We start from the raw sequence: 25,584 nt of genomic DNA on the forward strand, positions 1-25,584 counted from the left end.
GACCGTGCGCGGCGCCGCTTGCTTATTGCGCCGCTCCGTGCGGATGACGCCGTGCTGATCGAATGTAGGTTGAGATCGTCATGTTCAGCATAAGGTCATCCAGTAGAAGCACGGTGGCGTTGTTCAGAAGGAAGAAGCTCTTCAATGCCAAGACCTGCCGCCGGTAGCGCAACGACCCTTGGGACAACAATCGAATTTCCGAAAGCGAGTCGAACACCACCCGATCTGGTTTGATACGCTCGATTTCGGCAAGCGCGGACTGCACCGTCTCACCCAATTCCGCTCCTTGGATCAGGAACTGGAGACCAAGGGTTGTTTTACCTGAACCGGGCCTGCCCTCGACGAGACGTGAGCGGAATTTTGCGTACCCGCCCCGCAGGACAGCGTCATCCTGGTGCGCGTGGCCTCGCTCATGCATTTCTTGAACAGCCTGACGGATGGCGATTTCAATGGTTCCGCTTCGCACGGCAAACGAGGCCGTGTTTCAAGCTCTGTCCAAAGCAGCTTTGCGCCGATTACCGGGCGCGGATGGAATCGTACTCATCGGAACAAGCCTTTGACCCCGCGAGGCAGCAGCCGCGGGATACGTTCGGTTACAAGAACCGAGTTTCAATCCTCCACTGCCTGCCTGAGTTTTATCAGACTTCGGCGTAACCATGTTCGCATCGTGTTGAGCGGTACGTTGTATCGCGCCGCCAGTACCGCATAAGATTCGCCATCGAAATATGCACTTCGAACGGCTTCCGCTTTTTCTTTGGGCAGATGGTCGATGCATCGATGAACCAGCCTGACACAATCGCAGGCAAGGATATGTGCCTCCGGCCACGGAGAGGGATCGGCTACATCTCTCGCCTGGTCGATCTCCAGAGACGGCGGGCGGCGCGATCGGATGCGATCTATTGCTTGGTTGCGCGCAATCGCAATCAGCCATGAAATAGGGCTCACCTCCGATACTGCGAAGCGGTCGGCCTTTGCCCAGACCTTTAAAAACACCTCTTGCAGCGCTTCCTCGGCGTCCGCTCGGTCGCCAAGAATATGCAGACATACGCCGAACAGCTTGCTGCTGGTATGCCGGTAAAGGAGGTCGAAGGCAGCCCGGTCCTGTTTGCTTGTTCTCAAGATCAGTTTGGTTATGCCATCGCGCGTCATTGGACTTGACCTGTCAAGCTTGACTGCTGGCGACCCGTGATAGACTTGGCTCATCCTATAGACCCGCTTTCGGCCCGCTCGTCATCGAGCGCTAATCTGCATGTGCGCGTTCTGGGAAATACGTCTGTCGGTTCGAAATGGATCACTTCGACGGATTAAATGTTGCGATCCCAAACAGGCGTAACGCACCTCAGTGATCCAAACGATCGTCTGGAGCGTAATGAAGAAGGAGAAACAGCGGCTCAGCCTTGCTAGCCGGAGCAAGCTTGCGCATCTATTAGAGAGCGATGGAAGAATTCGACCCAGCCCGGCTGATCAATCGTGTCGGGACGACACAGGATCGGGATGCGTTTGTGGAGTTGTTCGAACACTACGCGCCGCGGGTGAAAGCCATGTTGATTAGGCGTGGCGCAAGCCCTGATCGCGCCGACGATCTCGCGCAAGAAACCCTGGTCAGGCTTTGGCGAAAGGCCGCACAATATGATCCGTCGCGGGCTTCCGCCTCGGCGTGGGTCTATGCGATTGCCCGCAACGTCAGCGTCGATGCGGTGCGCCGCGACGGTCGCGTGGCACCATGGGCCGGAGACGAAGGCGTGGACCTTGATGAGCCTGAGCGTCAATTACTCTCGGCAGAGCGCGAGGCGTTGGTTAGATCGACAATGGTGTCTCTACCGGCGGAGCAGTTGCGCGTTATCCGAATGTACTTCTTCGACGGCCTCCCCCATTCGCAGATCGCGGATCTGCTGGGGCTACCGCTCGGGACAGTCAAGTCGCGGATCAGGCTGGCCTTGCAGCGGCTGAAAGAGAGACTTGGTGATTTGATATGAATCCAATTACCCACCATCCGACTGAAGAAACGCTTGCAGCCTTCGCTTCCGGCACGCTTGACGAAGGGCGCAGCGTTGTCGTTGCAGTACACGCGTCCTTATGTCCTGCCTGCAACGGCAAGACTGGTCGGTATGAGGCGATAGGGGGCGTGCTTCTTGATCAGACATCGCCGGCGGCGATGAAGCCTGATGCCCTGCAAAAGGTTTTGGGATTGATCGATACGAATTTGCCGGCGCCCATCGCGACGCCGGAAGAACCGCTCGATCGCTATCAGCTTGGAAAATGGCGATGGGTCTGGCCGGGCGTGAGGCAGCGGTCGATATCCGTACCCGTGGTCTCGAATATCAAGGTCTTCATGCTGAAAGCTGAACCGGGGATTCAACTGCCACATCATAAACACACAGGTTATGAGTGGACATGCGTGCTGGAAGGGGCATTCGAGCATCAGTTCGGCCGCTACGGCCCCGGCGACTTCGACGAGGCCGACGAGACCCTCGAACACAAGCCAACGATATGCCAAGGCGCTACGTGTGTCTGCATCGTCGCGCTACAGGGGAATATCAAGTTTCAAAGCGGCTGGGGGCGGATGATACAGCCGCTTCTTCGGCTGTAATCGGGAACGCTCTAACCGCCACGAGTATATTTATAGGCCTCCAACGCGCGTTCTCTTGCCGCCGCATGATCGATCAAGGGCGAGGGGTAGTTTTCTCCTAGGGTAACTCCGCATTCTGCAAGCAGCGAGGCAGGGGCTTCAAACGGCCGGTGCACATACCGGTTCGGCAGGCGGGTCAATTCCGGCACGTAGCGCCTGACATAGGCGCCCTCAGGATCGAACTTTTCGCCTTGAAGGATCGGGTTGAAGATACGGAAATACGGAGCAGCGTCAGCACCCGAGCCAGCTACCCACTGCCAGCTGGCTGCATTGTTCGCGGGATCGGCGTCGACCAGCGTGCCCCAGAACCACTCTTCGCCATCGCGCCAGTCGACGAGAAGGTCCTTGATCAGGAAGGACGCGGTGATCATGCGCACTCGATTGTGCATCCATCCAGTCTGCCAGAGTTCCCGCATTCCCGCATCCACGATCGGATAGCCTGTTCGGCCACGCTGCCAGGCCTTAAGAGCCGATGGCGCGCTTCGCCAATTAAGTGAGTCGAACTCGGGGCGGAAATTTTCAAGGTGCAGTTTTGGCCTATTGAAAAGCAGATGGTAGGAAAACTCGCGCCAGCTTATTTCCTTGCGGAAGGTTTCTGCGCCCTTAGCGCGCCGATGCCGCAACGCCGCCATGATCTGAAATGGCGAAATCTCGCCGCGCGCGAGATGTGGTGACAGACCGGAAGTGCCTTCGACACCTGGAACGTTGCGGTCATCAGCATAACTGTCCAGACGTTCCTCGAGAAATAGTTGCAGCCTGTCTTTTGCGCCCGCTTCGCCAGGGTGCCAGCGTTCCGCAAGGCCAGAAGACCAGTTTGGCTCTTTTGGCAGCAGATTGAAGTCATCAAGATTCTCTGAACGCAAGGTTCCCTTCCACGCCGTGATCTGTGACGGCATATCAACCGGATCTCTCGGATCTATTTCCGAAAGCCGGTTGTAGAAGGGTGTGAACACTTTGTAGAAGTCACCGGACCGCGTTGAAAGCTGCGACGGCTCATGCAGAAGAAATCCGTCAAAGCTTTCTGCCTTCAATCCATTTGCGCGCAATGTCGACTTCAAAATCGTGTCCGCGGCGATGTCTGGCGGAGAATAGCGCCGGTTCCAGAACACAGCGTCAGCGCCAGTAACCCTGACTGTCTCAGCGACAATCTCAGGTGTCGAACCTTGGCGCAGCACCAGGTTCGCGCCGAGCTTTTCGAGCGCATTTGAAAGCGCCAAGAGCGAGTGATGAAGCCACCACCGGCTGGCTGCCCCTGCCGGGCGCGCATCTTGCAGGCCTTCGTCAAAAATGAAAAGCGTTACGAGGGGTCTGCCCGCGTCGACTGCGGACGAAAGTGCCCGATTGTCCGAAATTCGTAGGTCGTTGCGGAACAGAACGATGATGGGATCAGGTCTCACTCGCGTCAGTCTCTCTTGTGCGGCGTGGCGATATTGGTTTATCGCCCCATCCTCTTACGCATGATGGACGATTACGCTCGAGCAGCTGGATCGGATCACTGCAATCAAGCGTCTATCAGCGTTCTGCCTTCGTAGCGCCAAATGCTCATGAACGAATCCGGGTACATCATAGTTTAATGACGGCCTGTAGCGACGCTGCCATAACGATGAAGCCCGCGACCCTGTTTGGGCATCGCTGGTTGGGAGTGACTATCGCACTCTCCCGTCTTTGGAGGCGTCTGATGCATAACCGACACGTGCGCTCTTACTGCGAAGCATTTTATCCCAACGACCTCGACACACTAAAAGCTGTTTTTGACTGCTTGTGTGCTGAATTTCATGTGCTTCCCGACACCTCCCATGCGCACGAAATCGCTGGGGAACTCATTAGGCTTTTCCAGACCGGCATGGCTGATGAAGACATGTTGAAAATTGCGATGCGAGCCCGCTGGAATAATGACTGCAAGGTAGCTGGTTAGGACTTTTGGCCGCTATCTCTGTCACAATCCGGCGGCGGTACGGATGTTGGGCGCAACATACGGACACTTTGGCATCAGGTTGCTGTATATCCGCTTCGCGTCGTCCACCTTTGTAGCGACGGTCGGCAGTCGGTCCGAATTCATCTCAGAATGTGAGGAATTGCGATCCCGTAACGAACAATCCCAGTATATGCGCGATTGTCGCGAAGACGTGGAGCAGGAGGATGCCAACGAGCCTGGAGCGGAACGGCTCCTTGCGCGTCTTGTGCCGGATCGTTTGCTGAGTGATCAAAGTCCGATGCTACACCCGATGAAGGCGAGGTACAGAAGCGTCGACTCGGGAATGCGTTGCGACCTGTTCTCGGCGCTAGCCTGTCGAACACCATGGCGGCGTATGCCAGAAAGTTTACAGCCACAACGTAGCCGACGACTGCGATTGCGAACTCCTCCGCATGTGCTGCTCCATCTTCCGACCAGCATAACCGAAGCCGGTTAAATCAAAACGAATGACAGCAGGTCCATTCCAAAAGGGTTGTTTGAAGCCTCATTCGATCGTGACCGAAGGTCGGCTTTCGCCGACAAGGCCCAAAAGCCGACCGTCCGTTCTCGGCCCCAAATGAGACATTCGGAGTACTCCGCCGCGCACTGCTGCCACCGGGTGGGCGGAAGCTTTCATTCGGGTCACGCCAGGAGGTGAACGCCGGACATCTCGTCTATTAATGCGCTTCAAGTCTCTGGATAGCCAGTGCTGCCGTCGCCTCCGTTCTTCAATTCGCGGAGCGCACCAACGACCTCTCGAACGGGCTGATCTGGCCGAAGGACGGCTGAAGCCTCGACCGCCTATGCCGCAATGGCGCGTCGCGCGTTTCTTCCCCTGGGCAAGCCCATTCCTCGCGGAACCAAGAAACGCGCGTCTGCGCCATCCTTCGCTTCGCTGCGGTCGCGAGCGATGCGGCGGCGGACGCCTTCGGCCTCTCGATCGCCATCGAGATCGCATGGTGCGGGCTCGGAAACGAAGAAGACGGAGACTGAAAATGGCTACCATCGGCACCTTCAAGAAGACCACCGCAAACGAGTTCACCGGCGAGATCGTCACCCTCAGCGTCCAGGCCAAAGGCGTGCGCATCGTCCCCGACGCCCGGGCCAGCGGCGAGAACGCTCCAAGCCACCGCGTGGTGGTCGGCAAGGCCGAAATCGGCGCCGCCTGGTCCAAGCGCTCCAACGAGGGCCGCGACTACCTCGGCCTCAAGCTGGACGATCCGAGCTTCACCGCTCCGATCTACGCCAACCTCTTCGCCGACGAGGAAGGCGAGGGCCACAGTCTCATCTGGTCCCGCCCTAACCGCCGCAACGGTGACTGAATCGCCAGACGCCTCGCCCGGTACCGGGCGAGGCGTCTCCTGCGGGTGACTGCGGAAGCTCGCCTATGATTGATCAGAACGTTTGGCGAGCCGGACGCCAGCGCCACCACCATTCTCTGGAAGAAACCGTATGCCTGCGGATTCGAATGCGCGCCGCAATGCGTCGATAGTCACTTTGTTTGCCTTTATCGGACCGGCCAAAGGCTCAAGTCGTTTGATTGTAGCTACGGAGACCTTCGACCGTTCAGCAAGCGTTTTCTGATCCCATTGAAGCAGAGCGCGTGCGGCTCGCACTTGTCCACTTGTGAGTTCACCTATACCAAAAGTATCATTTGATGCCATAGGGCTTGATTTTTTGTCTGCGTTCATCTAAATCACCACTGTTACCGATGCATGCGGCCGGGGATGGATGATCTCCAAGGTCGGCTATGCTGCGGTGAGCTGCCGAGCAGGGTGCAGCAACACCTTGCCCGACCTGACCAAAGCCAAGCTGTGTGGAGCTCGGATCATGGCTGATTCCGACAATACCACGACTTTGCCTTCCGTCACGCTCGGACGGGAGATGCAATCTCCATTGACCGGCGTGCATGCCAGCCTTTCTGATGACGCTTCGTTGTCGACCGATCCGGTGCTTCTACTGTCCCATGCTTGGATCGACGCTCACTTAGCGATGCTGGCTTCCTGTGTCCGGCAGGAGCAGGCGAAGGATGGGCTCTCGGAGCGCAGCGCGCTCTTCGTCGCCGGGGAGGCCATCGGGTGCGGGGAGGGGGCTGGCGGCGGCCGCGATTATCTCGATGCCCGAGCGGTGGAGCCGGATGATGCCGAGAAGGCCGACGCCTTGCTGGCCGAGCTTGCGGTGACGCCTGCGCAATCCTTGGCAGGCGTGGTTGCCAAGCTCGCGGTGATCCTGCGAGAGGCGAGTGACAACACCGACCTTTGCGAATTTCCGCTCCCGCAGATCCGCTCTGCCCTGGCCGATCTGCGGCGCCTCACGCATGAGGCGGTAAGCGAACAGCCGGCCGGCTGGCCTGCAGGCAACCAGCCGATCGGTGCGCTGTTCGAGCAGCCTGCATCGTCCTTCGCTGCCTGGCGCGCCTTCAGCGCCTGGAGCCAGGGTGATGACGAGGCCTATCGCGCCTGGGCGGACACGTTCAAGACACTGCAAGGCGCGAGCCAGTAGATACCTCAACGTCCCGATTTACGGGCGCCGCTGCAGCGGCCGAGTGTGGCGTAGCGGTCTCCTGCTACGCGATTTAGAACAGTGAGCAGTGGTCGGGTTCTCGTTCTACAGCGCGTTTGCTATTCGCCCGACGGCGGTGTCCCGAAAAATGGAGCCAATTGTCGATGAGCGGCGTCTTTTGCGGAGTGAATGCGTGAATCCGAAAGGAAGCTGAACATGGGAAGCACGTCGGACAAGGTTAAAGGCAAGGCCAACGAGGTCGCCGGCAAGGCACGTCAGGCCATCGGCAAAGGCCGTGCACAATCACGAGGAACAGGCGAAGGGCAAGATCCAGGAAACCAAGGGCAAGGCCCAGGTCGCCAAGGGTCAGGTCAAAGACGCGGTGAAGAACCTGGTCGACAAAGCCTGATCCATCAATACGCAATTTTGACACAAGCCCGCGGCGACGCGGGCTTTTCCTTTGGAGAAACGAAATGCGGATAGAGACAATCGCGGCATCGGTGGTTTTCGTGCTGCTGGCAGGAAGCGCCCATGCTCAGTCGACTGACGACCCGGCCGTCACTGCATGCAAATCGACTGGTCTGCTGGCGCTCCAGGAGAAGTCTAAGGACATCAGCGATCTCGTGATCGACATGGAGAGTATCGCCGTCAGCAAGGCTGACACCAAAGTGGAAGATGTGCCGGTCAAAACGGTCATCCTTGGCGAGGCCTATATCGCTCGCAACGGGAAAACCGGAGCGGCTGATCGCTTCGTTTGCCTGCTCGGCGAAAAAGGCAAGGTGTTGCCGACCTTCTACACCGCCCAGTGAGCCAACACCGGCTTGCCAGATTCAAGAGCGTCGTTAGGGACTCACCGTTTTCCGTGACTGCCTTGAGTGCTGCACATTCAAGCTTTGCAGTCGAGCACAACTCTATTCCGTGTCTTTGTAGGATTTCGCGGCTTCGTCGATCTTGCGCCAATCGTTTCCGTGGCGGCGCACCAACTCTCGCGCTTGGGTCGGCAAGATCTCGTGTATCTCCACGATGTGCTTGACCTCGGCATCTTCACCCTTCAACGGCCGACTGCGTGGCTTTTTCGGCGCCCGCTTGGCGGATCGTTTGTCAGCTATTGGTGCGTCAGCTGGCCGGTTTGCTTCAGCGAGTGGCGAGCCAGCCGAGGTCGTTGACAGCAACGGGCCGCCGACCGTGAACGTTACGCCGGCCGTCTCGAAGGCTTTGCGAAGAGCTGCGATCCTTTCCGCGCGCAGGATGCGCCGGCCGCTTTCAAAGTCGCGTATTGTAGATGCGCTTAGATTGGACCTCGCGGCCAAGCGCAGCTGGGACCAGTCCAACAGTGCACGCGCAGCCCGGCAATACGCCAAGGAGAACTCCTGTCGGCTGGCTTCGACAGATTGCTCGGATTCGTTTGGCTTCGTCATCTATGATGAACATTCAATGAGGCTAAAATGTTCCGGGACGCGGTCGAAGGTTTGAAGCGCTCTTCAGTTTCGAAGACTGTGTACGGCTGAGAGCATTCCCCTTGACCTCCATCGGAAGATCTAGAGAGCTGCCCGGTCGCCTTTAAGCGTCACGAAAGTCTCCATCTGATCGGTCCGCCGAGAGTTCTCCGCGCCCATTCGTCAATGACGGAATCCAAGGATTTCGCTCAAAGCCACGTCCCCCTATCAAATCCTTGAGAAGGGAAGGATGCGGATGAAGCCGGATACATCGCAGTGGCGTGACCCACAGGCATATGCGTTCGTCAAAGGCGCGGCCGCTGATGAGATTGCCTGGGAGTTCCTGCGCCGCAATCCCCAGTACCAGCATGACTTCGCGGCGTCCCGCTCGGCCAACGCAATGCGCGCATTGCGCAAGCGCTGGGGGTTGCAATTTCGCCGCGAGGCCTGACCAATCCGCAGTCGAGCAGCCCGTCTATTGGGCGCCGCAGATCGACCCTGGGGTTGTGAACCTAATCAAAGTTCCGCCAGATGTGCGAGCGCGGGAGGTCAGCGCCCTCGGCGTTCCGATAACCGCGGGGCAGCGTGATGAAGTCGGTCTTCACCTGCGCTCTTCGCCGGGCGGAGCGCAGCTGGCGCTTCTCGGCGATGCGCAGCCAGGCGAACCGTTGGCCGCCATAATTCCACTCGACGACATGGCGCACGACCGGCTGCAGGCGATCGAGCGGTTCATCCGCTCGATCCACAGGCAGCATCTTCCCGACGCCCGTTTGTCCAAGGCACATCGCCGGCGCCTAGGCCTTATGCTGCAATGCCTTGACGGCCGTGAGGAGGAGGCATCTCATTTCGACGTCGCAACCGCCTTGTTCGGCCGGCGGCTAGTCAGCGCCGACAACTGGCACGACTCGGCTTTCCGCTATCAGACGCAACGCCTCGTGCGCGACGGTGTGAAAATGGTTGAGCGCGGCTATCGGCAATTGCTGCGTGCGCGGCGGCGCAATTCCTGACGAGCGCCGCCGGTCGCGTTGTCCACCTCCTGCGCTGTCTCCAAAGAGCCGCCTACTCTCAATCCTGAAGCGAATGGCGGCTTTACGCCTCCATTCGCTCATTCGTGCCAAAGTTCTTTGCTCCCAAAAGCCGCCATTTAGTCACCTGGCCGCATGTTCGAGCTTCAAAGGACGGCAAGCGCCTCGACCAAAACTGGATTGCAAAGACTGGGGACGGTGCTGATGGAGATGCCGGACGATGATGAAGACACACGGCCGTGCATTGCAGCCGGAACGCTGGGCACTTCAGGAAATAGGCGGCGTTTGCAGGGTCATCTTCAAAAGCAGGGCGGAAGGCCTGCCTTTGCGAACCCGCTGCGAACCGGCGCAGGGGTTGCTATGTGCCTTTTCGCCAACGAGCGCTTGGTCAGGCATAGGCCGGCTCGCGATTGGCCATCACATACGCGCCACTTTGCCCGCCACCTGGTACGCGCGGCGCGACGGCGACGGGGCAAGGCGGCGGATCATCATCATCGTCCCTGCCGGTAAAGCGCCGTCTGCGCGGCGATCCATTGATGCGCCGGTCATGGCGATCGAACGCCACGGTCCGCGGCATTGCCCGACGCGAAAGAACCTTGCCGGCGGGGCCGACTTGATCCAGCGCCTTCAGGCATCGCAAGATATCGTCGACGGGGACGATCTTGCCATTGTCCAGTTTGCGTAGGGTGGGGCGATTTTCGACGGCATGCGCATCCGATGCCCATGATGCGAGCAAGGCGCGCTTTTCGTCCAAGGTCATGCGTGGATGCTTGAGCACATCGCCCGGGCTGTCGAGAAGGCAAAAAAGACCCTCTAAACGCCCGGTGCGTCGGGTTGGGGCGCGGAATGTTTCAGTCTGCTGATTCATCTCCAATCTCCGCAATCGAGGCCTCCCGACCGAAGCCGGGAGGCGACCGCAGTGTTCGTGTTGAAATATCGGCGTCAGGCAACCTTACGCGGTTTCTCGACGTCCTGGATGATCTGCTTGCTGAACGCCATAGCGTCGCCAGAGCCGATGCTGATGCGGCGAGGTTTCAGTTCCTCGGGGATTTCCCGCACGATCTCGACGCTGAGCAGGCCATTCTCCAGGGACGCAGCGACGACCTTCATGTGGTCGGCCAGCTTGAACACGTGTCTGAAGTTGCGCAAGGCAAGGCCCTGGTGCAGCACCTGACGCCCCTCCGTGTCGGCGGATTTCTGGCCGACAACCACAAGTTCCGGGCCATTCTGCGTCAACTCTACCTCTTCGGAACTGAAGCCGGCGATAGCCATGGCGATACGGTAGTCGTTTTCACCCGTCTTCTCGATATTGTAAGGCGGCCAGTCGGTCCTGGCGCTGTTTTCGAGCATGTCGAAAAGACGATCGAATCCGACGGTGGTTCGATAAAGGGAGTCAAAGGTTCTCATAGCCACATTCTCCTTGAAGCAACATGGGTACAAGGTGCGCCGCCCAGCGGCAGCGCCCGTAGTCGAGCTATACAGCCTCGACGGCGGACGATTTGGGCAGCGTCGAAAACAGCTTCAAGACCCCTGCGCAAAAAAGATTTCCATGCATCTTGATGGCGTGAAAACCTGTCGCCAGAAGGGGTGGCGACGGCCTGGATATCATCTTGACCACGGAGCAGCGCGGCTCGCATTGCGGCGCTGTATTGGAAAGGACCGGATGGCCGACGCGATGAGTTTCGACAAGGTCTGGCCATTGGGCAATGGACAATTTCGTATGGCTGCCTTCATGGCTCAATGGCCGTTTCTATCCCCTGCATCAGCATAATTCATTTCTTGGGCGTTCGGCCGGTTTGCATCCTCGACAAATACAACAAAAAGTTGAAATCGCATTTTCCAAAATCAAAAGTTGACGTAGCTATGGAAGCAGGATATGAATTGCCCTGTCGATATTGCTTGCTGAGCTTTGGTTATCGCGCGTTTGGCATCGTGCCCTGAACGAACCTTCCCTTCAAAATCGTCATCGTCACAAACGGCTTCGCGGTTGCGTTGCCGTCGTTCAATATTGCTATGAAAAGGGTTCATCATGACCACTGGCACAGTTAAATGGTTCAATTCCACCAAGGGCTTCGGCTTCATTCAGCCTGACAATGGCGGCGCCGACGCCTTCGTTCACATCTCTGCCGTCGAACGCGCCGGAATGCGCGAAATCGTCGAAGGTCAGAAGATCGGCTACGAGATGGAACGCGACAACAAATCGGGCAAGATGTCGGCCTGCAATCTCCAGGCCGTTTGATCGGTTCAGCTTTCCTTTGACCACGGATGTACTGGCACTGTTGAAAGCATGAGACCAAGCGAGGTCAGGCAAAGTTGCCTGACCTTTTTTATGTCCGGCCGACCGATCCAATTTAAATCCCGTGCGCATCGCCGCACCTTGTCGACGGCCGTCAAGATTAAGGAGATCTGGATGACCGAAACGACGAACGAGCTTCAGACGATCAACACCGCCTGGCAGATCGCCATCCAGGAAATCCTGCGAATGATTGTCCGCGATATTTACAGGACGGGCGACGAAGCAGCATTCAAGTCGCATATCAAACGCATCGAAGAGGCCGCGGTAGACAGCATTTACACGGGGCTGATGCTGCGTGGGACCGACGAATGGACGGAGACGCTCGTCAAGGAAAAGGCGAGCAACTTTGTGACCACGCTTCTGACATCCTTCACGTTCGATCGGGCTTAGTAATTTGATGGCGGCTTAGGCCAGCGCCCACCCGCGCGGTCAACGGCGCCATGCGGATCGAGCTGTTTTTCCGCTCCAGAGAATCGCTCAAGCCAGCGATGCAAATCTTGCAGCGTCAACCGGCCGACCGAACAGAAATCCTTGCCCGAAATCACAGTCCATGTCGCGCAACAGCGTGCGTTCGACCTCTGTCTCTATTCCCTCGGCGACGACATGAAAGCCGAGTTCTCTTGAAATCCTGATGATGGACTCAATGATGACCCGCTTGGAACGGCTTTGCGCCAGTCCTTTGACAAAACCGCGATCGATCTTGATCTCCGTGAGGGGGAAATCTTCGAGGTAGCGCAGATTGGCGTAGCCGGTGCCGAAGTCATCGATGGACAGGCCGACGCCCAGTTCGCGCAGATGTCTCATGATCGACAGCATTTCCGCGGAACTTTCGACCATCAGGCTCTCGGTGAGCTCTAGCTTGATCCATGCAGCATCGGCGCCGCTGGCCGTGAGCACGTCGGAGACAAATTTCGGCATGTCACGAAGCTTGAACTCCAGCGGCGAAACATTGAACGAGAAGGCTATCGGCACTTGTCGGTCCCGGTTCACGCGCGCAGCAAAGTCGGCGACGGTGCGAAGACCCCGGGCGCTGATGTCGAGTATGAGGCCCGTGTCTTCGGCATGGCCGATGAACTTGTCAGGCGACTGTATCCCAAACAGGCCATGGTGCCATCGCAACAGGGCTTCAGCACCGACAATCGTTCCCGTGGCGAGGTCGACCTGCGGCTGGTAGTGAAAATCGAACTCGTCATGTTCCAGGGCCTGCTGCATTTCGCTGGTCATGCGCAGTCGGTTCCGGGCACGCCTGTCGTCCTCGGCACTGAATGCGCAGATATCGAGGAACGCCGACGACTTCGACCGATGCAAAGCGGCACCGGCACGACGAACCAGCGTGATGGCGTCCGTCGTCTGGGTGCCAACGACATAGCCCATGGCGAAACGTATACCGATCGTTGCGCCCGCAACGAGGTATCGCGGCGCCAGCGACTGCCGGATCATTTCGATTGCCGTTTGGGCCTCGTCGGCATGGCCAAGCGGCTGGGCGAGCGCAAACTCATTGGATCCCGTGCGGCAGACCAGTGCAGCGCCTGTGTTGGTCAGGCGTCGGGCAATCTGCATCAGCACTTGGTCGCCAACGTCATATCCGTACCCTTCGTTGATGTCATGGAAACGAGCCATGTCGATCTTGATAAGCAGCATCGGCCGTTCCCCCTGACGCAACAGGATGTCGACGTCCTCGACAAAGGCGTACCTGTTGAGCACACCGGTGAGCATGTCGGCGCGGGTGCTCTGGGCAATTTGCGCGGCCGCGACCCTGCTCGTCGTCACGTCCCGCATCAGTCCGATATAGTGCGTCGGCTCACCACCAGAGATGCTCATGGGTGAAAGGCTGAGTTCGTTCCAGAACCAGCTACCGTCCTTGCGATAGTTCTTCAGCGTGACGGTAACATCCGCACGCCGGGCGATGGCTTCGCGAATGGACTGGATTTCGGGTTGAAGGCGATCGCTGCCTTGCAGGAAGCGGCAGTTTCTGCCGATCAGTTCGTCGCTGGAATAGCCGGTGATGTCCTGGAAAGCCCTGTTGACGTAGACGAGCGCCATACCCTTTTCACGCAGATCGCTGATGGCCAAACCATCTCTCGACAGATCGGGCAGCCGGGCCGCGATCCCTTCCGGCACGCCATAGCGGCGCGGGTTGGCGACCGCGGTACCGCGGATCAGATTGCCGAACCCGGCCTTGAAAATCTCTGTCATGTTGGGGCCAGGGCTGATACTGTCCGGAGATGCATGCCCCCATAGATGGCCAGCTATCGCGAATATTCTACTGGCACGATCAACAGGTTCCGTAACGGAATGGCCGACGTGGCGTGGGCCGCCGTCTGCTGCGACTGATTTAGTGGCTCAGTGACGTACTCGTGCCCCGGAAAGCGGCATCGACATGACCGATGAGCCTGCCCACGCGCTCCGCAAGTCCGGCATCCGCGTCATGGGCGAGATGTCCTGGGGCACACACATCTGCGTCTTCTACGAAGCGGAACAGGACCTGCTTGCAACCAACGCTTCCTATTTCTCAGCCGGGCTGGAGGACAACGAATTCTGCATCTGGGCGGTCTCCGATCCGATCGACGCAGAGACGGTGAAGGATGCGCTACGGCAATCCATCCCCGACATCGATGCACGCCTGACTGCCGGCCAGATGGAGATCATTGCTGCTACGGACTGGTACCTTCCGGGCGGCGAGTTCGACATACAGCGCATCACCGGTGGCTGGAATGAGAAGCTGCGCGCAGCGTTGAAACGGGGCTATGCCGGGATCAGAATCAGCGGCAACGCATTCTGGATCGGGACCAGCCACTGGCAGGAGTTTTGCCAATACGAGCATGAACTCGACCACTCGCTGGCGGGTCAGAAGATGCTCGTTTTGTGCACTTATTCCCTGTCGGAAAGCAGGGCGGTGGACCTTCTCGATGTCGCACGAGCACATCAATTCACCATCACCCGGCGAAACGGAGAATGGGAATTTCTCGAGACGCCGGAGCTCCAGGCCGCCAAGCAGGAAATCAGGAAGCTGAATGGCGCATTGAATATCCTGGCGGACACCAGCCGCGCCACGTTCACGGCTCGCGAGCGTATCGTGCTCGCCCAAATCGTCAGGGGCTATTCGAGTAAGGAGATTGCTCGCACCTTGAAAATTGCCCCACGAACGGTCGAGTTCCATAGGGCGAACCTTCTGAAGAAAACCAACGCGCGGAGCACGGTCCAGCTCTTGCACATGGTTCTTGGCGAGTAGCACAAGTCCGGGGTTGCTTCTGCGATGGAAGCTGGACCGGAGCCTGCGCTCCAACGCGGCCTGCGAGTGCTGTTTTGCCCGGTGATGAAAACTGCGATATGCGATGCGTTTCCGGGCAGCCTCTGCGGGTTCAACGTCCGCTATCACTTCTCGGCAGCCACAAGTCGCCAGTCCGCTTCCGGCCCAAACCGGACCTTCGTAATGTGGCGTCGTATGCTCTTGGCACCGGACGGACATACGCTTTGATGCGGGGCAAGCCGTTGTAGGTTGACGTCCTTGCGGACCGATCCACTTCGTCTCTGAGCGGCCGACGCCGCCATTGCCTCCTCCTTCATTTCACAGAGCGCACCAACGACCTCTCAAACGGGCTGATCTGGCCGAAGGACGGCTGAAGCCTCGACCGCCTATGCCGCAATGGCGCGTCGCGCGTTTCTTCCCCTGCGCAAGCCCATTCCTCGCGGAACCAAGAAACGCGCGTCTGCGCCATCCTTCGCTTCGCTGCGGTCGCGAGCGATGCGGCGGCGGACGCCTTCGGCCTCTCGATCGCCATCGAGGTCGCATGGTGCGGGCTCGGAAATGAGAAGACGGAGACTGAAAATGGCCACAATCGGCACTTTCAAGAAGACCACTGCAAACGAGTTCACCGGCGAGATCGTCACCCTCAGCGTCCAGGCCAAAGGCGTGCGCATCGTCCCCGACGCCCGGGCCAGCGGCGAGAACGCTCCAAGCCACCGCGTGGTGGTCGGCAAGGCCGAAATCGGCGCCGCCTGGTCCAAGCGCTCCAACGAGGGCCGCGACTATCTCGGGCTCAAGCTCGACGATCCGAGCTTCACCGCTCCGATCTACGCCAACCTCTTCGCCGATGAGGAAGGCGAGGGCCACAGTCTCATCTGGTCCCGCCCCAGCCGCCGCAATGGCGAATGAAAAGGCAGACGCCTCGCCCGGTACCGGGCGAGGCGTCCTTTGCGGGGACCGCGGAAGCTTTCCACGCCGCCGGCCGTCTGACCGGGCTTGCTGTCATCGGATGGGTCGACTGATGCGCGATGGCTTGAAGATGGCTGAGCGCGGCTACAACCCACTGCCGCGCACGCGCCGGTGCAACGCCTTAAGGCCTCGTCGCGGTGCGAAATAGCGCCCCGCAATTGCGCACCTGATCGCGGTGCCCTTGCTCCTCCATCCTGGCCATGGATCGCCGTTCAATCGCGACGGCAGCAAGGAGACACCCCATGAATGCCGACGCCGCGCCATTGCCGCCGCGCTACCTGCGCACTTCCGAAGCTGCGCATTTCCTCAGCCTCTCGGCGCGCACGCTGGAGAAACATCGCACCTACGGCACCGGGCCTGCCTATCGTAAACTCGGCGGCCGCGTCGTCTACGCCGTCGACGACCTCCAGGCCTGGGTCCAGCGCGGCGCCATGAGCTCGACATCCGATCCGCATGGCTCGGTGCTGCCAGCCAAGCCGCAATCGGCCCGCCTGATCGCCTATGCCGGACGCGAAAGGCGCTGACGGGCTGATCTCCCCAATGTCTGGCCGCGCACGCCAACCGTCGGAACGCGGACAGCTTGATCTGTTCCACGCGCTGCCCGGTGTCGTCGCGCCACGCGATGCGCAGGACCTCATGGCCTATCCCTTCTTTTCCCTTGCCAAATCCAGGCGCGTCGCGCCGATCGATTTCCACGCCGGCGATGTGGCGATCCGCGTCGAAGCGATGCCGGACCACGGCATGGCGACGATCTGGGACGCCGATATCCTGATCTGGGCCGCAAGCCAGATCGTCAGCGCGCGGGATGCCGGATTGCGCACGTCGCGCCTGATGGCTGCAACGCCTTATGAAATGCTGACCTTCGTCGGCCGCGGTGTCTCGAAGCGAGACTATTTGCGCCTCAAGGCGGCGCTCGATCGCCTCCAGTCGACAAGCGTCGTCACCTCCATTCGCCAAACCGCGGAAGGCCGGCGCCATCGCTTCTCGTGGATCAATGAATGGCAGGAGCGCGTCGATCGAAACGGCCGCCCGCTCGGCATCGAACTGATTTTGCCTGATTGGTTCTATCGCGCCGTCATGGACGACGCGCTGATCCTGACCATTGACCGGGCCTATTTCCGACTGACGGGTGGGCTGGATCGGTGGCTCTATCGGCTGGTGCGCAAGCATGGCGGACGTCAGCGCGCTGGCTGGCGTTTCGACATCCGGCACCTGCATCTGAAGTCCGGCAGCCTCTCGCCGCTCAAACGCTTCGCCTTCGAGCTGCGTGACATCGTGCGCCGCCAGCCTTTGCCAGGATACCTCCTGTTCACGGAGGTCGAAGCCAATGGGCGTGTGTTGCTGGCTTTCGAACCGGTGCCCGCGCCAGTGGACAGGGTCGTGCCATCGGGAACCCGAACTATCGTGCCATCGGGAACCGGACCCTCGTGCTTTCGGGAACCGAGATCGGCCTTAAGGGACCGGACCGCAACGGAAAATCGCGCCCCTAACTTAGAGTCTAACGCTCAATCTAACAGTCTTGCAGGTAAGCGCGGCGATGAGGAGCGGCCGTCGCGATGCGTCGACCGGGTTGAAGGAGACGACACATGACGTCGCCTCCTCAATCGACGCCGCGCGACGACCTCACGACGGTCGAGCTGACCTGGATCGAGAAGCGTATCGAGCATCGCATTCGCTTCGGACATCCTGTCCATGAGACGATCATCGACAAGCGGCGGCGCGTCGTCGGATTTGCGCCAGGCAGTATTTTTGCGTTCGTGCGCTGGGCGGCCAATGACTTTGGCACTGTCGTTTCGCGCATCGACATCGTGCGCGCGGTCTTGGCCGCTGAACCTTATCAGACGCTGCCCTACATTCGGCCAGGCGGAGAGATCCTGCTCAAAATCGCAGGCTGGGACAAGGTTGAGCGTGTTCTCCAGTTGATCGATGCGATCGAGGCGATCGGCCTCGATCCGGCGGAGGCCGCGCCGGACTATTGGCGTCAGACCCACAACCGTCTCGTAGCCGGCGGAACGCCGCGTATCTATTCGGTCGAGCAGCACCGGGCCTTTCTGTTGCGCAAGCGGGGGACGCCATGAGCCGCACCGCTTGGGTGGCCGCAGCGTTTGCCGCCGTCGTCATGTCGGCCGCTCCCGCTGTCGTGGAGGCGCCGCCGCTGCTGCTGTGGAACGCGTCGGCCAGCGCGCCTCTTGGGCTCTACGCGATCAAGACAATGACCGTTCCGGCGGCTGGCGCGCTCGCGGTCATCCAACCGCCAGAGAAGGTCGCCCGGTTCGCCGCCAAGCGTGGCTACCTTCCGCTTGGCGTGCCGATGCTGAAACACGTCGAAGGGCTTCCTGGTCAGCAAGTCTGCCGTCTCAGTCGCGTCATCATGGTCGACGGGTTGGCGGTCGGTGCTGCACTGGAGCGCGACCGCCAGGGGCGTGCCCTGCCTGACTGGCAGGGCTGCCGCATCATCGCCGCTGGCGAAATCTTCGTCATGAACCGGAAGCTCGGAGACAGTCTCGACGGCCGCTATTTCGGTCCGTTTCCGGCGAGCTCGATCGTCGGACGCGCACTGCCGCTTTGGACCGACGAGAGGGGCGATGGTCACTACACGTGGCTCGCTCCGTCGAACTGAAATTCAACCCAGCCCTCAAGAGGAAGGAGATTGTCCATGGCCGAGATCGGCGTCTTTCAGAAAACAGAATCGGGTTACTCCGGACGCATTCAAACACTGCTCGTGGATGCCGAGCTGGTGCTCGTGCCGACCAAAACACTTGACGCAAAGACGCCGGATTTTCGCATCCACATCGGCGATGGCAACGGCCCCGAGGTCGGCGCGGCCTGGCAGGAAACCGGGCAGACCGCTGGCGACTATCTGTCTTGTCGATTTGACGATCCGCTGTTTGGCCGGCGCTTCCGCGCTGGTCTGTTCCAATCCGATGGCGGCTCCTGGTCGCTGCGCTGGCTGCGGCCGAAATCGCGCCCGGAGCGTGTTCGATGAACGGGTCATCGGCGCCGGACTGTGCGAACGGAAGCCGCCCCGTCAGTCGGTTGGCTGGTCGGCGAGAGGCATTCTGCCTTATCGGCGGCATGCTGATCTTGTGCAACGCCATGACAGGGGCTGTCGCACAATCCGCCCCGGCGCCGCACAAATCGGCAGGCGATCCTTATGCCGCGCATATCGCCGAGGCTTCGCATCGCTTCCGCGTCCCGCAGCTCTGGATACGGGCAGTCATGCGCCTCGAAAGCGCGCGGGACCCGCGCGCGGTTTCGCGAAAGGGCGCCGTGGGCCTGATGCAGATCATGCCCGCAACCTGGGACGAGCTGCGCCTTCGTCACCAGCTCGGCCGCGATCCTTACGATCCACACGACAACATCCTTGCCGGCACCGCATATCTTCGCGAGCTGTATGACCGATACGGCTCACCGGGCTTTCTGGCTGCCTACAATGCCGGTCCAGGGCGTTACGAAGTCTCCTTGAAGGGCCGACCGCTCCCTGCTGAGACCCGAGCGTATGTCGCGAAACTTCGCCCTTTCTGGGGCGGCGGTGACGCGCCCGGCTCGCTCACCGCCGGACATGCCGAGGCCGTGACGTGGAGGGCAGCGCCACTGTTTATGGCGCGATCGGCCTTCGACGCAGGATCCGATTCCGCATTCGGCAAAGATGCATCCGGCCAGCATTCGGCGGCACATTTCGCCGGCGATCTTTTTGCGGCCGGTGCGCCACCGCGCGAACTTTTCGCGATGTCCCGAGCCGGAGTACCGGCACAATGATGGCGAACAGTCCAAATCGTGCCGAAGCGTTGTCCTGGACGTCAGGGCGAACGAAATGGGGAGGGCACGAGGCAACAACCGAGGGATGGCAAGATAAAAGGCAGCACATTGTGCGGCGGCCGGTTGGTTGGATTTGCTGGGTTTCTTGCCGCTTTCCGCACATTGCAGCGTTTCCAAACAATGTGCGGCCAATGCGCAAAGCGTTGTGTTCGCTCTGTTCTTGCCAGTGTGTGGGCGTACGCCGTGTCCGATGAGCACGAGTTCCGCGTCCGTCCCGGGCGCATTCGCTCAACGCGCGCCCAGGCGTCGCGACCCTTCATCGCCCAGGCTCTTGCTGCCGCCCGGAAGGCCGGCGGCAGCGTGTCGCGGTCAGGCCCGATCGGCTCGGGCAAGCGCTCACAATTCGGGCGGGGCAGGGCCGCCTGCGTCCAGGCGAACCGTTTGCTTACCGGCCGCTCCCGCGTCGCCGTGATCAAGACCCGCGTGGTTCGCCATTCGAAGCGTGGCGCGCCGCTGGCGACCCACCTCAATTATCTGCGGCGCGAGGGCGTCACACGCGACGACGCGAAAGCCCGTATGTTCGGACCGGACGTCGACACAGCATCAACCACGGATTTCGTCGATCGCTGCAAGGACGACCGGCATCATTTCCGCTTCATCGTCTCGCCAGAGGATGCCGCCGAGATAGCCGACCTGAGATCCTTCACCCGTGATCTCATGGGTCGTATGCAAAACGATCTCGGCACGGCGCTCGACTGGATCGCGGTCGATCATTGGAACACCGACAATCCGCATGTCCATGTCATCCTGCGTGGCCGGACCGAAGACGGCCAGGACCTGGTGATCTCGCGCGATTACATCAGCCGCGGCATGCGTGATCGCGCCAGCGACCTCGTCACGCAGGAGCTCGGCCCCCGGTCCGATCTCGAGATGCGCCGCCATGTCGAGCGCCAGGTCGAGGCCGAGCGATGGACAGTGCTCGACCGCCAGTTGCGCCGGGATGTCGGCGACAACGGTGTCATCGATCTCGCGCCGCATGCCGATCGCCCGCCTGATGAATTCATCGCGCTCAAGGTCGGGCGATTGAGCCGACTGGAAACGCTTGGCCTCGCCGAGCAGCTCGGTCCAGGCCAATGGGTTGTCAGCGACAGGGCCGAGGCAACACTGCGCGAGATGGCTGAGCGCGGCGACATCATCAAGCGCATGCATCGGGCATTCTCGGTCCGCGGTATCGAACGCGGGAGCGCCAGCTACGTGCTGGCCGCGGAGACCATCGACGCAGCGGTTACCGGCCGCGTGATCGAGCGCGGCCTGGATGACGAACTCAAGGGCTCGGCCTATGCGGTCATCGATGGCGTTGACGGCCGCTGCCACCACATCAGGCTCGCCGATATCGAGGCGGCGGGCGACGGCGCGCCGGGCTCGATCGTTGAGCTGCGCAGATTCGAGGACGCTCAGGGACGCCGGCGGCTGGCGCTTGCGGTGCGCTCCGATCTCGACATCGACAAACAGATCGTCGCGCAAGGCGCGACCTGGCTGGACCGGCAGGCGCTCGCCCGTCCTACGGCGTCTCTTGCTGACGGCGGCTTCGGTGCCGAGGTGCGCCAGGCGCTCGATCGGCGCGCCGAGTACCTGGTCGGGCTGGGCCTGGCGGAGCGGCAGTTGGGCGGGACCGTCTTTGTCGGCAACCTGATTGAGACGTTGCGCCGAAGGGAACTCGATGCGCTGGGAGAGAGCCTCGCGGCTCGAACCGGTCAAGCATTCAACCGTGCGGGCAAGGGCGAGTTCGTCTCGGGCACCTACAGCCAGCGCTTTGCGCTCGCATCTGGTCGTTTCGCGATGATCGATAACGGCCTCGGCTTCCAGCTCGTGCCCTGGACACCTTCGCTGGAGCGTCATCTCGGCAATCACGTCACCGGCGTCGTTCGCGGTGATGGCGGCGCCGATTGGAGTTTCGGCCGCAAACCCGGTCTCGGCCTGTGACGGCGCTCTCACGGGCCAGCAGAATTCAAGGCTGCCGATCCCCGGTCTTCCTCGCCGACGGCGCGACACAACGCGATTTGAGCGAGCCGGCTGTTGAAATTCGCATCAACCTTGTTGACCTCTCGGCATGAGGAGAACCCAATGTCGGGAACGAAAGTCCTTTGGGGGCAGATCGTCCTTGTCTTCCTGATCGTGCTCTTCACGATCTGGGGATCGACGCAGTGGTCCGCGTGGCAGCTGGGCTACCAGGTGCAACTGGGGGCGCCGTGGTTCGTCGTCGGCGGCATGCCGATCTACTATCCGCCTGCCATCTTCTGGTGGTGGTATTTCTATGATGCCTATGCGCCTGGCATCTTTGCGCGCGGCGGTCTCATTGCCGCCTCGGGTGGCTTCATCGCGATCGCCGTCGCGATCGGCATGTCGCTCTGGCGTGCCCGTGAGGCGACGAAGGTCGAGACCTATGGCTCGGCGCGCTGGGCTGACAAGCGCGAGGTGCAGGCGGCAGGCCTGCTCGCCCCCGACGGCGTGGTGCTGGGGCGGTATGGGTCCCACTATCTGCGCCATGATGGGCCCGAACATGTGCTTTGCTTTGCCCCGACGCGTTCGGGCAAGGGTGTCGGCCTTGTTGTCCCCTCGCTGCTCACCTGGCCTGGCTCAGCCATCGTCCATGACATTAAGGGCGAGAATTGGAGCCTCACCGCCGGCTTCCGTGCACGACATGGCCGGGTGCTGCTGTTTGATCCGACGAATGCCAGATCGGACCCTTATAACCCCTTGCTCGAGGTTCGCCGGGGTGAATGGGAAGTTCGCGACGTGCAAAACATCGCCGACATCCTGGTCGACCCCGAAGGCTCGCTTGAACGGCGCAACCATTGGGAAAAGACGAGCCATGCGCTTCTGGTCGGCGCGATCCTGCATGTCCTCTATGCTGGACCGGACAAGACCCTGGCCGGCGTCGCGGCATTCCTGTCCGATCCGAAGCGGCCGATCGAATCGACCTTGGCAGCGATGATGACGACGGCGCATCTGGGGCAGGGCGGTCCGCACCCCGTCATCGCCAGCGCGGCCCGCGAGTTGTTGAACAAGTCCGATAACGAGCGCTCCGGCGTGCTGTCGACGGCGATGTCCTTCCTTGGGCTCTATCGCGATCCGGTGGTGGCCGAGGTGACCCGCGCCTGCGGCTGGCGCATCGCCGACCTGGTCGGCGACCTTCGTCCGGCGACGCTCTATCTCGTTGTCCCACCCTCCGACATCAGTCGCACCAAGCCGCTGATCCGTCTCATCCTCAACCAGATCGGCCGCCGCCTGACCGAGGATTTGCGGGCGAGGGCGGATCGCCATCGATTGCTTCTGATGCTTGACGAGTTTCCGGCGCTCGGACGGCTCGACTTTTTCGAATCCGCGCTTGCTTTCATGGCCGGCTACGGACTGAAGAGCTTCCTGATCGCGCAGTCTCTCAATCAGATCGAGAAGGCCTACGGGCCGAACAATTCCATTCTGGACAACTGCCATGTGCGCGTCAGCTTCGCGACCAATGATGAGCGCACGGCAAGACGTGTCTCAGACGCGCTTGGCACGGCAACTGAGCTGAAGGCGATGAAGAACTATGCCGGTCATCGGCTCTCACCATGGCTCGGTCATCTCATGGTTTCGCGTTCGGAGACGGCGCGACCATTGCTGACGCCCGGCGAGATCATGCAACTGCCGGCTGGGGACGAGATCGTCATGCTGGCGGGCACGCCGCCGATACGGGCGAAGAAGGCGCGCTATTTCGAAGACCCGCGTCTGCGAGAGCGCATCGTCCCGCCGCCTGCTCCAAGCGAGCGAGCCGAGCCGCAGCCTGACGACTGGACGGCGCTTGCGTCGCCGCTTCCGCCAGCGGCGAAGACGACTGCCACCGTGATGGCGAAAACCCGGTACGAATCGACGGACTCCGAGTTGCGGCGTCAGCCCGAACTCGATCCCATTCTGCCGGGCGCAGTAGAGCCGCAACTCATCAATGAATTCGAGATCGACGCGCCTGAGGAAGCGGATGATCTCGCCGCGAGCAGCAGCCGGATGGCTGGCCTTGTGCGGGGCGTGGCGCGTCAGATCGCGCTCGATCCGGACGATGGCATGGAGCTGTGACGGCCGTGCCGCCTACAAAGAAAAAGGTGCAGATTTCCGTCTATCTTGATCCTGCCGTGATGGCGGCGCTGCGCGAATATGCTGCCCGGCGCGATCGCTCGCAGTCGCTCATCGCCGAAGCGGCGATCACGTCTTTCCTCTCGCCAGATGCCGACGCGCAACGCGAGGCGGCGATCTCAAGGCGTCTCGACCGGATCGACCGCCGGATCGCGCGGCTGGAACGCGATGCCGGCATTTCGATTGAGACACTGGCGGTATTCATCCGCTTCTGGCTCGCGACCACGCCTGCGCTGCCCGAACCGATGGCCCAGGCCGCGCGCGCCAAGGCAAGCGAGCGTTATGAGGCATTCGTCGCTGCTCTTGGCAGGCGCCTCGCCAAGGGGACAACCTTGCGGCAGGAAATCCCCGAGGACGTTGCGCCGTCCAGCGATGCCGAACGGCAATGATCCGAAGAGCATGTCGGCGCGCAGAGGGGCCGCCCGAGGTCGCGCGGCGCCACGCTCTGTCGTTGCCAGTCGGACCCCCGTTTCTGACGCCGGTCAGTTGGCGGCCCCGCACAATTGCGACGTCGTCAATCCTGGCGGCACGTTTTCCGTGGGGCCAAATCCGTATTTCGCCATAAGGTTTGCGATCGTACCGTTCGACATGATCTTCGCCAGACCCTGATTGTAGAGGTTGCGCAGATCGCCATCGTCCTTCCTGAACGCGATCGCGATATAGCTGATCGATTTCTCACCCGTCGTGAATGGGTTGGCGCGCTCCAGGTCGGGGCTCTTGTTGCCAGCCAGCAGACCGATCACTGTCGGGGAAGAGAACAGAGCGGCGTCGATGCGGCCGGCGCGCAGTGCCGCGATGTTGGTCTCGATGTCGGGGAACTTCAGGATGCGGTCCTCCGGTACACCTTCGGCGATGGCGTTCTCGATGACGTTGCTGCCGCGGCCGCCACCCATGATCGCGTCCGATTTCCTGGCAAGATCCGCATAGCTGTGGATCGCCTTGGGGTTGCCGGCGAGCACGAGCGCCGCGTCGTCCGATCTCAGGTCGGGCGCGCCAAAGGCGACTTGCTGGCATCGCTCGGGTGTTATCGACAGGCCGGACGCCACGGCATCGAAACGGCCGGCCATCAAGCCCGGGATCAAGGCACCGAACTCAGTGACCTCGAAGTCGACCTGCTTGACGCCAAGATCGGCGAAGGCCGCCCTGAGCAGATCCGGATGCCAGCCGAGCAACTCGCCGGTTCCCTCCTTCTTGTAGCCCCATGGTGAACGGTTATGGATGCCGATCACGATCCGTCCTTCCTTCAGGACGCGTTCTTTTGTGGTCTCTGCCGTTGCCGGCAGCACGGATCCGACAAGCGCGGCATAGGCGATGCAGGCCAGGCCAATGGCGGCCGATCGGGCTCGGAATATCATCGGTGCAGTCCTCCCATGTGATTGAGTTGTGCACAGGCGTTGCGCCTGGGCCATCCAACGCTACGTTCGAAGATGGCAAATCGTCAATCTAAATGTACAAAATATGTACATAATATTGCGATGACGGTTGTCGGAGGCTACTTGAAAGCGCCGGCCTGACGGACACATGCGATCTCGAGCTTTTGGTTGCCCAGCCTTCCTTAAAGCACCATGCTTGGCGTTGGCTTGGGATCGCTCTTTTCGCC

The 25,584-nt window shown here is 60.6% G+C and carries 29 protein-coding genes and 2 pseudogenes; 22 read left to right on the forward strand and 9 right to left on the reverse strand.

Annotated elements, in window-relative coordinates; translation table 11 throughout:
• Positions 1-30: 30 nt before the first annotated feature.
• Positions 31-418: pseudogene (locus MesoLj_RS13515) on the reverse strand (ATPase domain-containing protein); the annotation flags it as partial.
• 191 nt (positions 419-609) lie between these two features.
• Positions 610-1,149, reverse strand: a complete 540-nt coding sequence (locus MesoLj_RS13520; protein ID WP_202326301.1) for a sigma-70 family RNA polymerase sigma factor — start codon at positions 1,147-1,149, stop codon at positions 610-612.
• A 287-nt stretch (positions 1,150-1,436) separates the two neighbouring features.
• On the opposite strand from MesoLj_RS13520, the gene MesoLj_RS13525 reads away from it, so the two are divergent.
• Positions 1,437-1,976: a sigma-70 family RNA polymerase sigma factor gene (locus MesoLj_RS13525; RefSeq protein ID WP_140774529.1), complete on the forward strand. Its 540-nt coding sequence runs from the start codon at positions 1,437-1,439 to the stop codon at positions 1,974-1,976.
• Positions 1,973-2,590, forward strand: a complete 618-nt coding sequence (locus tag MesoLj_RS13530; protein ID WP_202326302.1) for a ChrR family anti-sigma-E factor — start codon at positions 1,973-1,975, stop codon at positions 2,588-2,590. The genes MesoLj_RS13525 and MesoLj_RS13530 overlap by 4 nt, the downstream gene beginning before the upstream one ends.
• Positions 2,591-2,601: 11 nt before the next feature.
• Here MesoLj_RS13530 and MesoLj_RS13535 read toward each other — a convergent pair whose 3' ends face one another.
• Positions 2,602-4,026: a cryptochrome/photolyase family protein gene (locus tag MesoLj_RS13535; RefSeq protein ID WP_244735376.1), complete on the reverse strand. Its 1,425-nt coding sequence runs from the start codon at positions 4,024-4,026 to the stop codon at positions 2,602-2,604.
• Between the two features lie 281 nt (positions 4,027-4,307).
• On the opposite strand from MesoLj_RS13535, the gene MesoLj_RS13540 reads away from it, so the two are divergent.
• Positions 4,308-4,544, forward strand: coding sequence for a hypothetical protein (locus MesoLj_RS13540; protein ID WP_140774526.1), 237 nt, complete (start codon positions 4,308-4,310; stop codon positions 4,542-4,544).
• A gap of 1,034 nt (positions 4,545-5,578) precedes the next feature.
• A complete protein-coding gene (locus MesoLj_RS13545; protein WP_202326303.1) occupies positions 5,579-5,905 on the forward strand; it encodes a DUF736 domain-containing protein in 327 nt (108 codons plus the stop codon).
• Positions 5,906-5,968: 63 nt separating this feature from the next.
• Here MesoLj_RS13545 and MesoLj_RS13550 read toward each other — a convergent pair whose 3' ends face one another.
• A complete protein-coding gene (locus tag MesoLj_RS13550; protein WP_244735377.1) occupies positions 5,969-6,274 on the reverse strand; it encodes a helix-turn-helix domain-containing protein in 306 nt (101 codons plus the stop codon).
• 139 nt (positions 6,275-6,413) lie between these two features.
• Between MesoLj_RS13550 and MesoLj_RS13555 the strand changes: the two genes are divergently transcribed.
• The 3 genes and pseudogenes from MesoLj_RS13555 to MesoLj_RS13565 all read left to right on the forward strand — a co-directional run bounded on the left by MesoLj_RS13555 (position 6,414) and on the right by MesoLj_RS13565 (position 7,894).
• Complete coding sequence (locus MesoLj_RS13555; RefSeq protein WP_244735378.1) at positions 6,414-7,085, forward strand: hypothetical protein; 672 nt, start codon at positions 6,414-6,416, stop codon at positions 7,083-7,085.
• 216 nt (positions 7,086-7,301) lie between these two features.
• Positions 7,302-7,494, forward strand: a pseudogene (locus MesoLj_RS13560) (CsbD family protein).
• 64 nt (positions 7,495-7,558) lie between these two features.
• Positions 7,559-7,894, forward strand: a complete 336-nt coding sequence (locus MesoLj_RS13565; protein WP_140774525.1) for a hypothetical protein — start codon at positions 7,559-7,561, stop codon at positions 7,892-7,894.
• A gap of 102 nt (positions 7,895-7,996) precedes the next feature.
• On the opposite strand, the gene MesoLj_RS36730 is transcribed toward MesoLj_RS13565, so the two are convergent.
• Entirely contained in the window at positions 7,997-8,503 is a 507-nt protein-coding gene (locus MesoLj_RS36730; RefSeq protein ID WP_342215828.1) for a helix-turn-helix domain-containing protein, read from the reverse strand.
• Between the two features lie 274 nt (positions 8,504-8,777).
• Between MesoLj_RS36730 and MesoLj_RS13575 the strand changes: the two genes are divergently transcribed.
• Both MesoLj_RS13575 and MesoLj_RS13580 read left to right on the forward strand, forming a co-directional pair.
• Positions 8,778-8,972, forward strand: a complete 195-nt coding sequence (locus tag MesoLj_RS13575; RefSeq protein ID WP_140774524.1) for a transcriptional regulator domain-containing protein — start codon at positions 8,778-8,780, stop codon at positions 8,970-8,972.
• A 217-nt stretch (positions 8,973-9,189) separates the two neighbouring features.
• Positions 9,190-9,528: a DUF2285 domain-containing protein gene (locus MesoLj_RS13580; protein ID WP_244735379.1), complete on the forward strand. Its 339-nt coding sequence runs from the start codon at positions 9,190-9,192 to the stop codon at positions 9,526-9,528.
• Positions 9,529-9,934: 406 nt separating this feature from the next.
• Here the strand turns inward: MesoLj_RS13580 and MesoLj_RS13585 are convergent, their stop codons facing one another.
• Together MesoLj_RS13585 and MesoLj_RS13590 are read right to left on the reverse strand one after the other, a co-directional pair.
• Entirely contained in the window at positions 9,935-10,414 is a 480-nt protein-coding gene (locus tag MesoLj_RS13585; protein WP_202326305.1) for a hypothetical protein, read from the reverse strand.
• Between the two features lie 74 nt (positions 10,415-10,488).
• Positions 10,489-10,953: an Hsp20 family protein gene (locus MesoLj_RS13590; protein WP_202326306.1), complete on the reverse strand. Its 465-nt coding sequence runs from the start codon at positions 10,951-10,953 to the stop codon at positions 10,489-10,491.
• 622 nt (positions 10,954-11,575) lie between these two features.
• Here MesoLj_RS13590 and MesoLj_RS13595 point away from each other — a divergent pair.
• Both MesoLj_RS13595 and MesoLj_RS13600 read left to right on the forward strand, forming a co-directional pair.
• A complete protein-coding gene (locus MesoLj_RS13595; RefSeq protein ID WP_027145347.1) occupies positions 11,576-11,785 on the forward strand; it encodes a cold-shock protein in 210 nt (69 codons plus the stop codon).
• Positions 11,786-11,956: 171 nt separating this feature from the next.
• Entirely contained in the window at positions 11,957-12,232 is a 276-nt protein-coding gene (locus MesoLj_RS13600) for a hypothetical protein (protein ID WP_202326307.1), read from the forward strand.
• 87 nt (positions 12,233-12,319) lie between these two features.
• On the opposite strand, the gene MesoLj_RS13605 is transcribed toward MesoLj_RS13600, so the two are convergent.
• Complete coding sequence (locus tag MesoLj_RS13605; RefSeq protein WP_202326308.1) at positions 12,320-13,963, reverse strand: putative bifunctional diguanylate cyclase/phosphodiesterase; 1,644 nt, start codon at positions 13,961-13,963, stop codon at positions 12,320-12,322.
• 259 nt (positions 13,964-14,222) lie between these two features.
• On the opposite strand from MesoLj_RS13605, the gene MesoLj_RS13610 reads away from it, so the two are divergent.
• The 11 genes from MesoLj_RS13610 to MesoLj_RS13660 all read left to right on the forward strand — a co-directional run bounded on the left by MesoLj_RS13610 (position 14,223) and on the right by MesoLj_RS13660 (position 24,373).
• Positions 14,223-15,074: an MEDS domain-containing protein gene (locus MesoLj_RS13610; RefSeq protein ID WP_202326309.1), complete on the forward strand. Its 852-nt coding sequence runs from the start codon at positions 14,223-14,225 to the stop codon at positions 15,072-15,074.
• A gap of 597 nt (positions 15,075-15,671) precedes the next feature.
• The gene (locus MesoLj_RS13615) at positions 15,672-15,998 is read left to right on the forward strand and encodes a DUF736 domain-containing protein (RefSeq protein WP_140774520.1); all 327 of its coding nucleotides are present in this window, start codon (positions 15,672-15,674) and stop codon (positions 15,996-15,998) included.
• A 302-nt stretch (positions 15,999-16,300) separates the two neighbouring features.
• Positions 16,301-16,582, forward strand: a complete 282-nt coding sequence (locus MesoLj_RS13620; RefSeq protein ID WP_140774519.1) for a helix-turn-helix transcriptional regulator — start codon at positions 16,301-16,303, stop codon at positions 16,580-16,582.
• A 16-nt stretch (positions 16,583-16,598) separates the two neighbouring features.
• Positions 16,599-17,648: a replication initiator protein A gene (locus MesoLj_RS13625; RefSeq protein ID WP_202326310.1), complete on the forward strand. Its 1,050-nt coding sequence runs from the start codon at positions 16,599-16,601 to the stop codon at positions 17,646-17,648.
• Positions 17,645-18,136 carry a DUF2840 domain-containing protein gene (locus tag MesoLj_RS13630; protein WP_202326311.1) on the forward strand — a complete coding sequence of 164 codons (492 nt, stop codon included), beginning with the start codon at positions 17,645-17,647 and terminating at the stop codon, positions 18,134-18,136. Before MesoLj_RS13625 ends, MesoLj_RS13630 begins: the two co-directional genes overlap by 4 nt.
• On the forward strand, positions 18,133-18,678 hold the full coding sequence (locus MesoLj_RS13635) for a S26 family signal peptidase (RefSeq protein ID WP_202326312.1): 546 nt from the start codon (positions 18,133-18,135) through the stop codon (positions 18,676-18,678). Before MesoLj_RS13630 ends, MesoLj_RS13635 begins: the two co-directional genes overlap by 4 nt.
• Before the next feature lie 36 nt (positions 18,679-18,714).
• On the forward strand, positions 18,715-19,044 hold the full coding sequence (locus MesoLj_RS13640) for a DUF736 domain-containing protein (protein ID WP_202326313.1): 330 nt from the start codon (positions 18,715-18,717) through the stop codon (positions 19,042-19,044).
• Positions 19,041-19,817: a lytic transglycosylase domain-containing protein gene (locus tag MesoLj_RS13645; RefSeq protein WP_202326314.1), complete on the forward strand. Its 777-nt coding sequence runs from the start codon at positions 19,041-19,043 to the stop codon at positions 19,815-19,817. Before MesoLj_RS13640 ends, MesoLj_RS13645 begins: the two co-directional genes overlap by 4 nt.
• Positions 19,818-20,060: 243 nt before the next feature.
• Positions 20,061-21,800, forward strand: a complete 1,740-nt coding sequence (locus tag MesoLj_RS13650) for a relaxase/mobilization nuclease domain-containing protein (RefSeq protein ID WP_202326315.1) — start codon at positions 20,061-20,063, stop codon at positions 21,798-21,800.
• A gap of 141 nt (positions 21,801-21,941) precedes the next feature.
• On the forward strand, positions 21,942-23,927 hold the full coding sequence (locus MesoLj_RS13655; protein WP_202326316.1) for a conjugal transfer protein TraG: 1,986 nt from the start codon (positions 21,942-21,944) through the stop codon (positions 23,925-23,927).
• A 5-nt stretch (positions 23,928-23,932) separates the two neighbouring features.
• Positions 23,933-24,373, forward strand: coding sequence for a ribbon-helix-helix protein, CopG family (locus tag MesoLj_RS13660; protein ID WP_202326317.1), 441 nt, complete (start codon positions 23,933-23,935; stop codon positions 24,371-24,373).
• A 93-nt stretch (positions 24,374-24,466) separates the two neighbouring features.
• Here the strand turns inward: MesoLj_RS13660 and ehuB are convergent, their stop codons facing one another.
• Entirely contained in the window at positions 24,467-25,339 is an 873-nt protein-coding gene (gene ehuB, locus MesoLj_RS13665) for an ectoine/hydroxyectoine ABC transporter substrate-binding protein EhuB (protein WP_202326318.1), read from the reverse strand.
• Between the last annotated feature and the right edge of the window lie 245 nt (positions 25,340-25,584).

Origin of the sequence: Mesorhizobium sp. 113-3-9 (genome assembly GCF_016756515.1) — a bacterium.
In the GTDB taxonomy this organism is placed as follows: Bacteria; Pseudomonadota; Alphaproteobacteria; order Rhizobiales; family Rhizobiaceae; genus Mesorhizobium.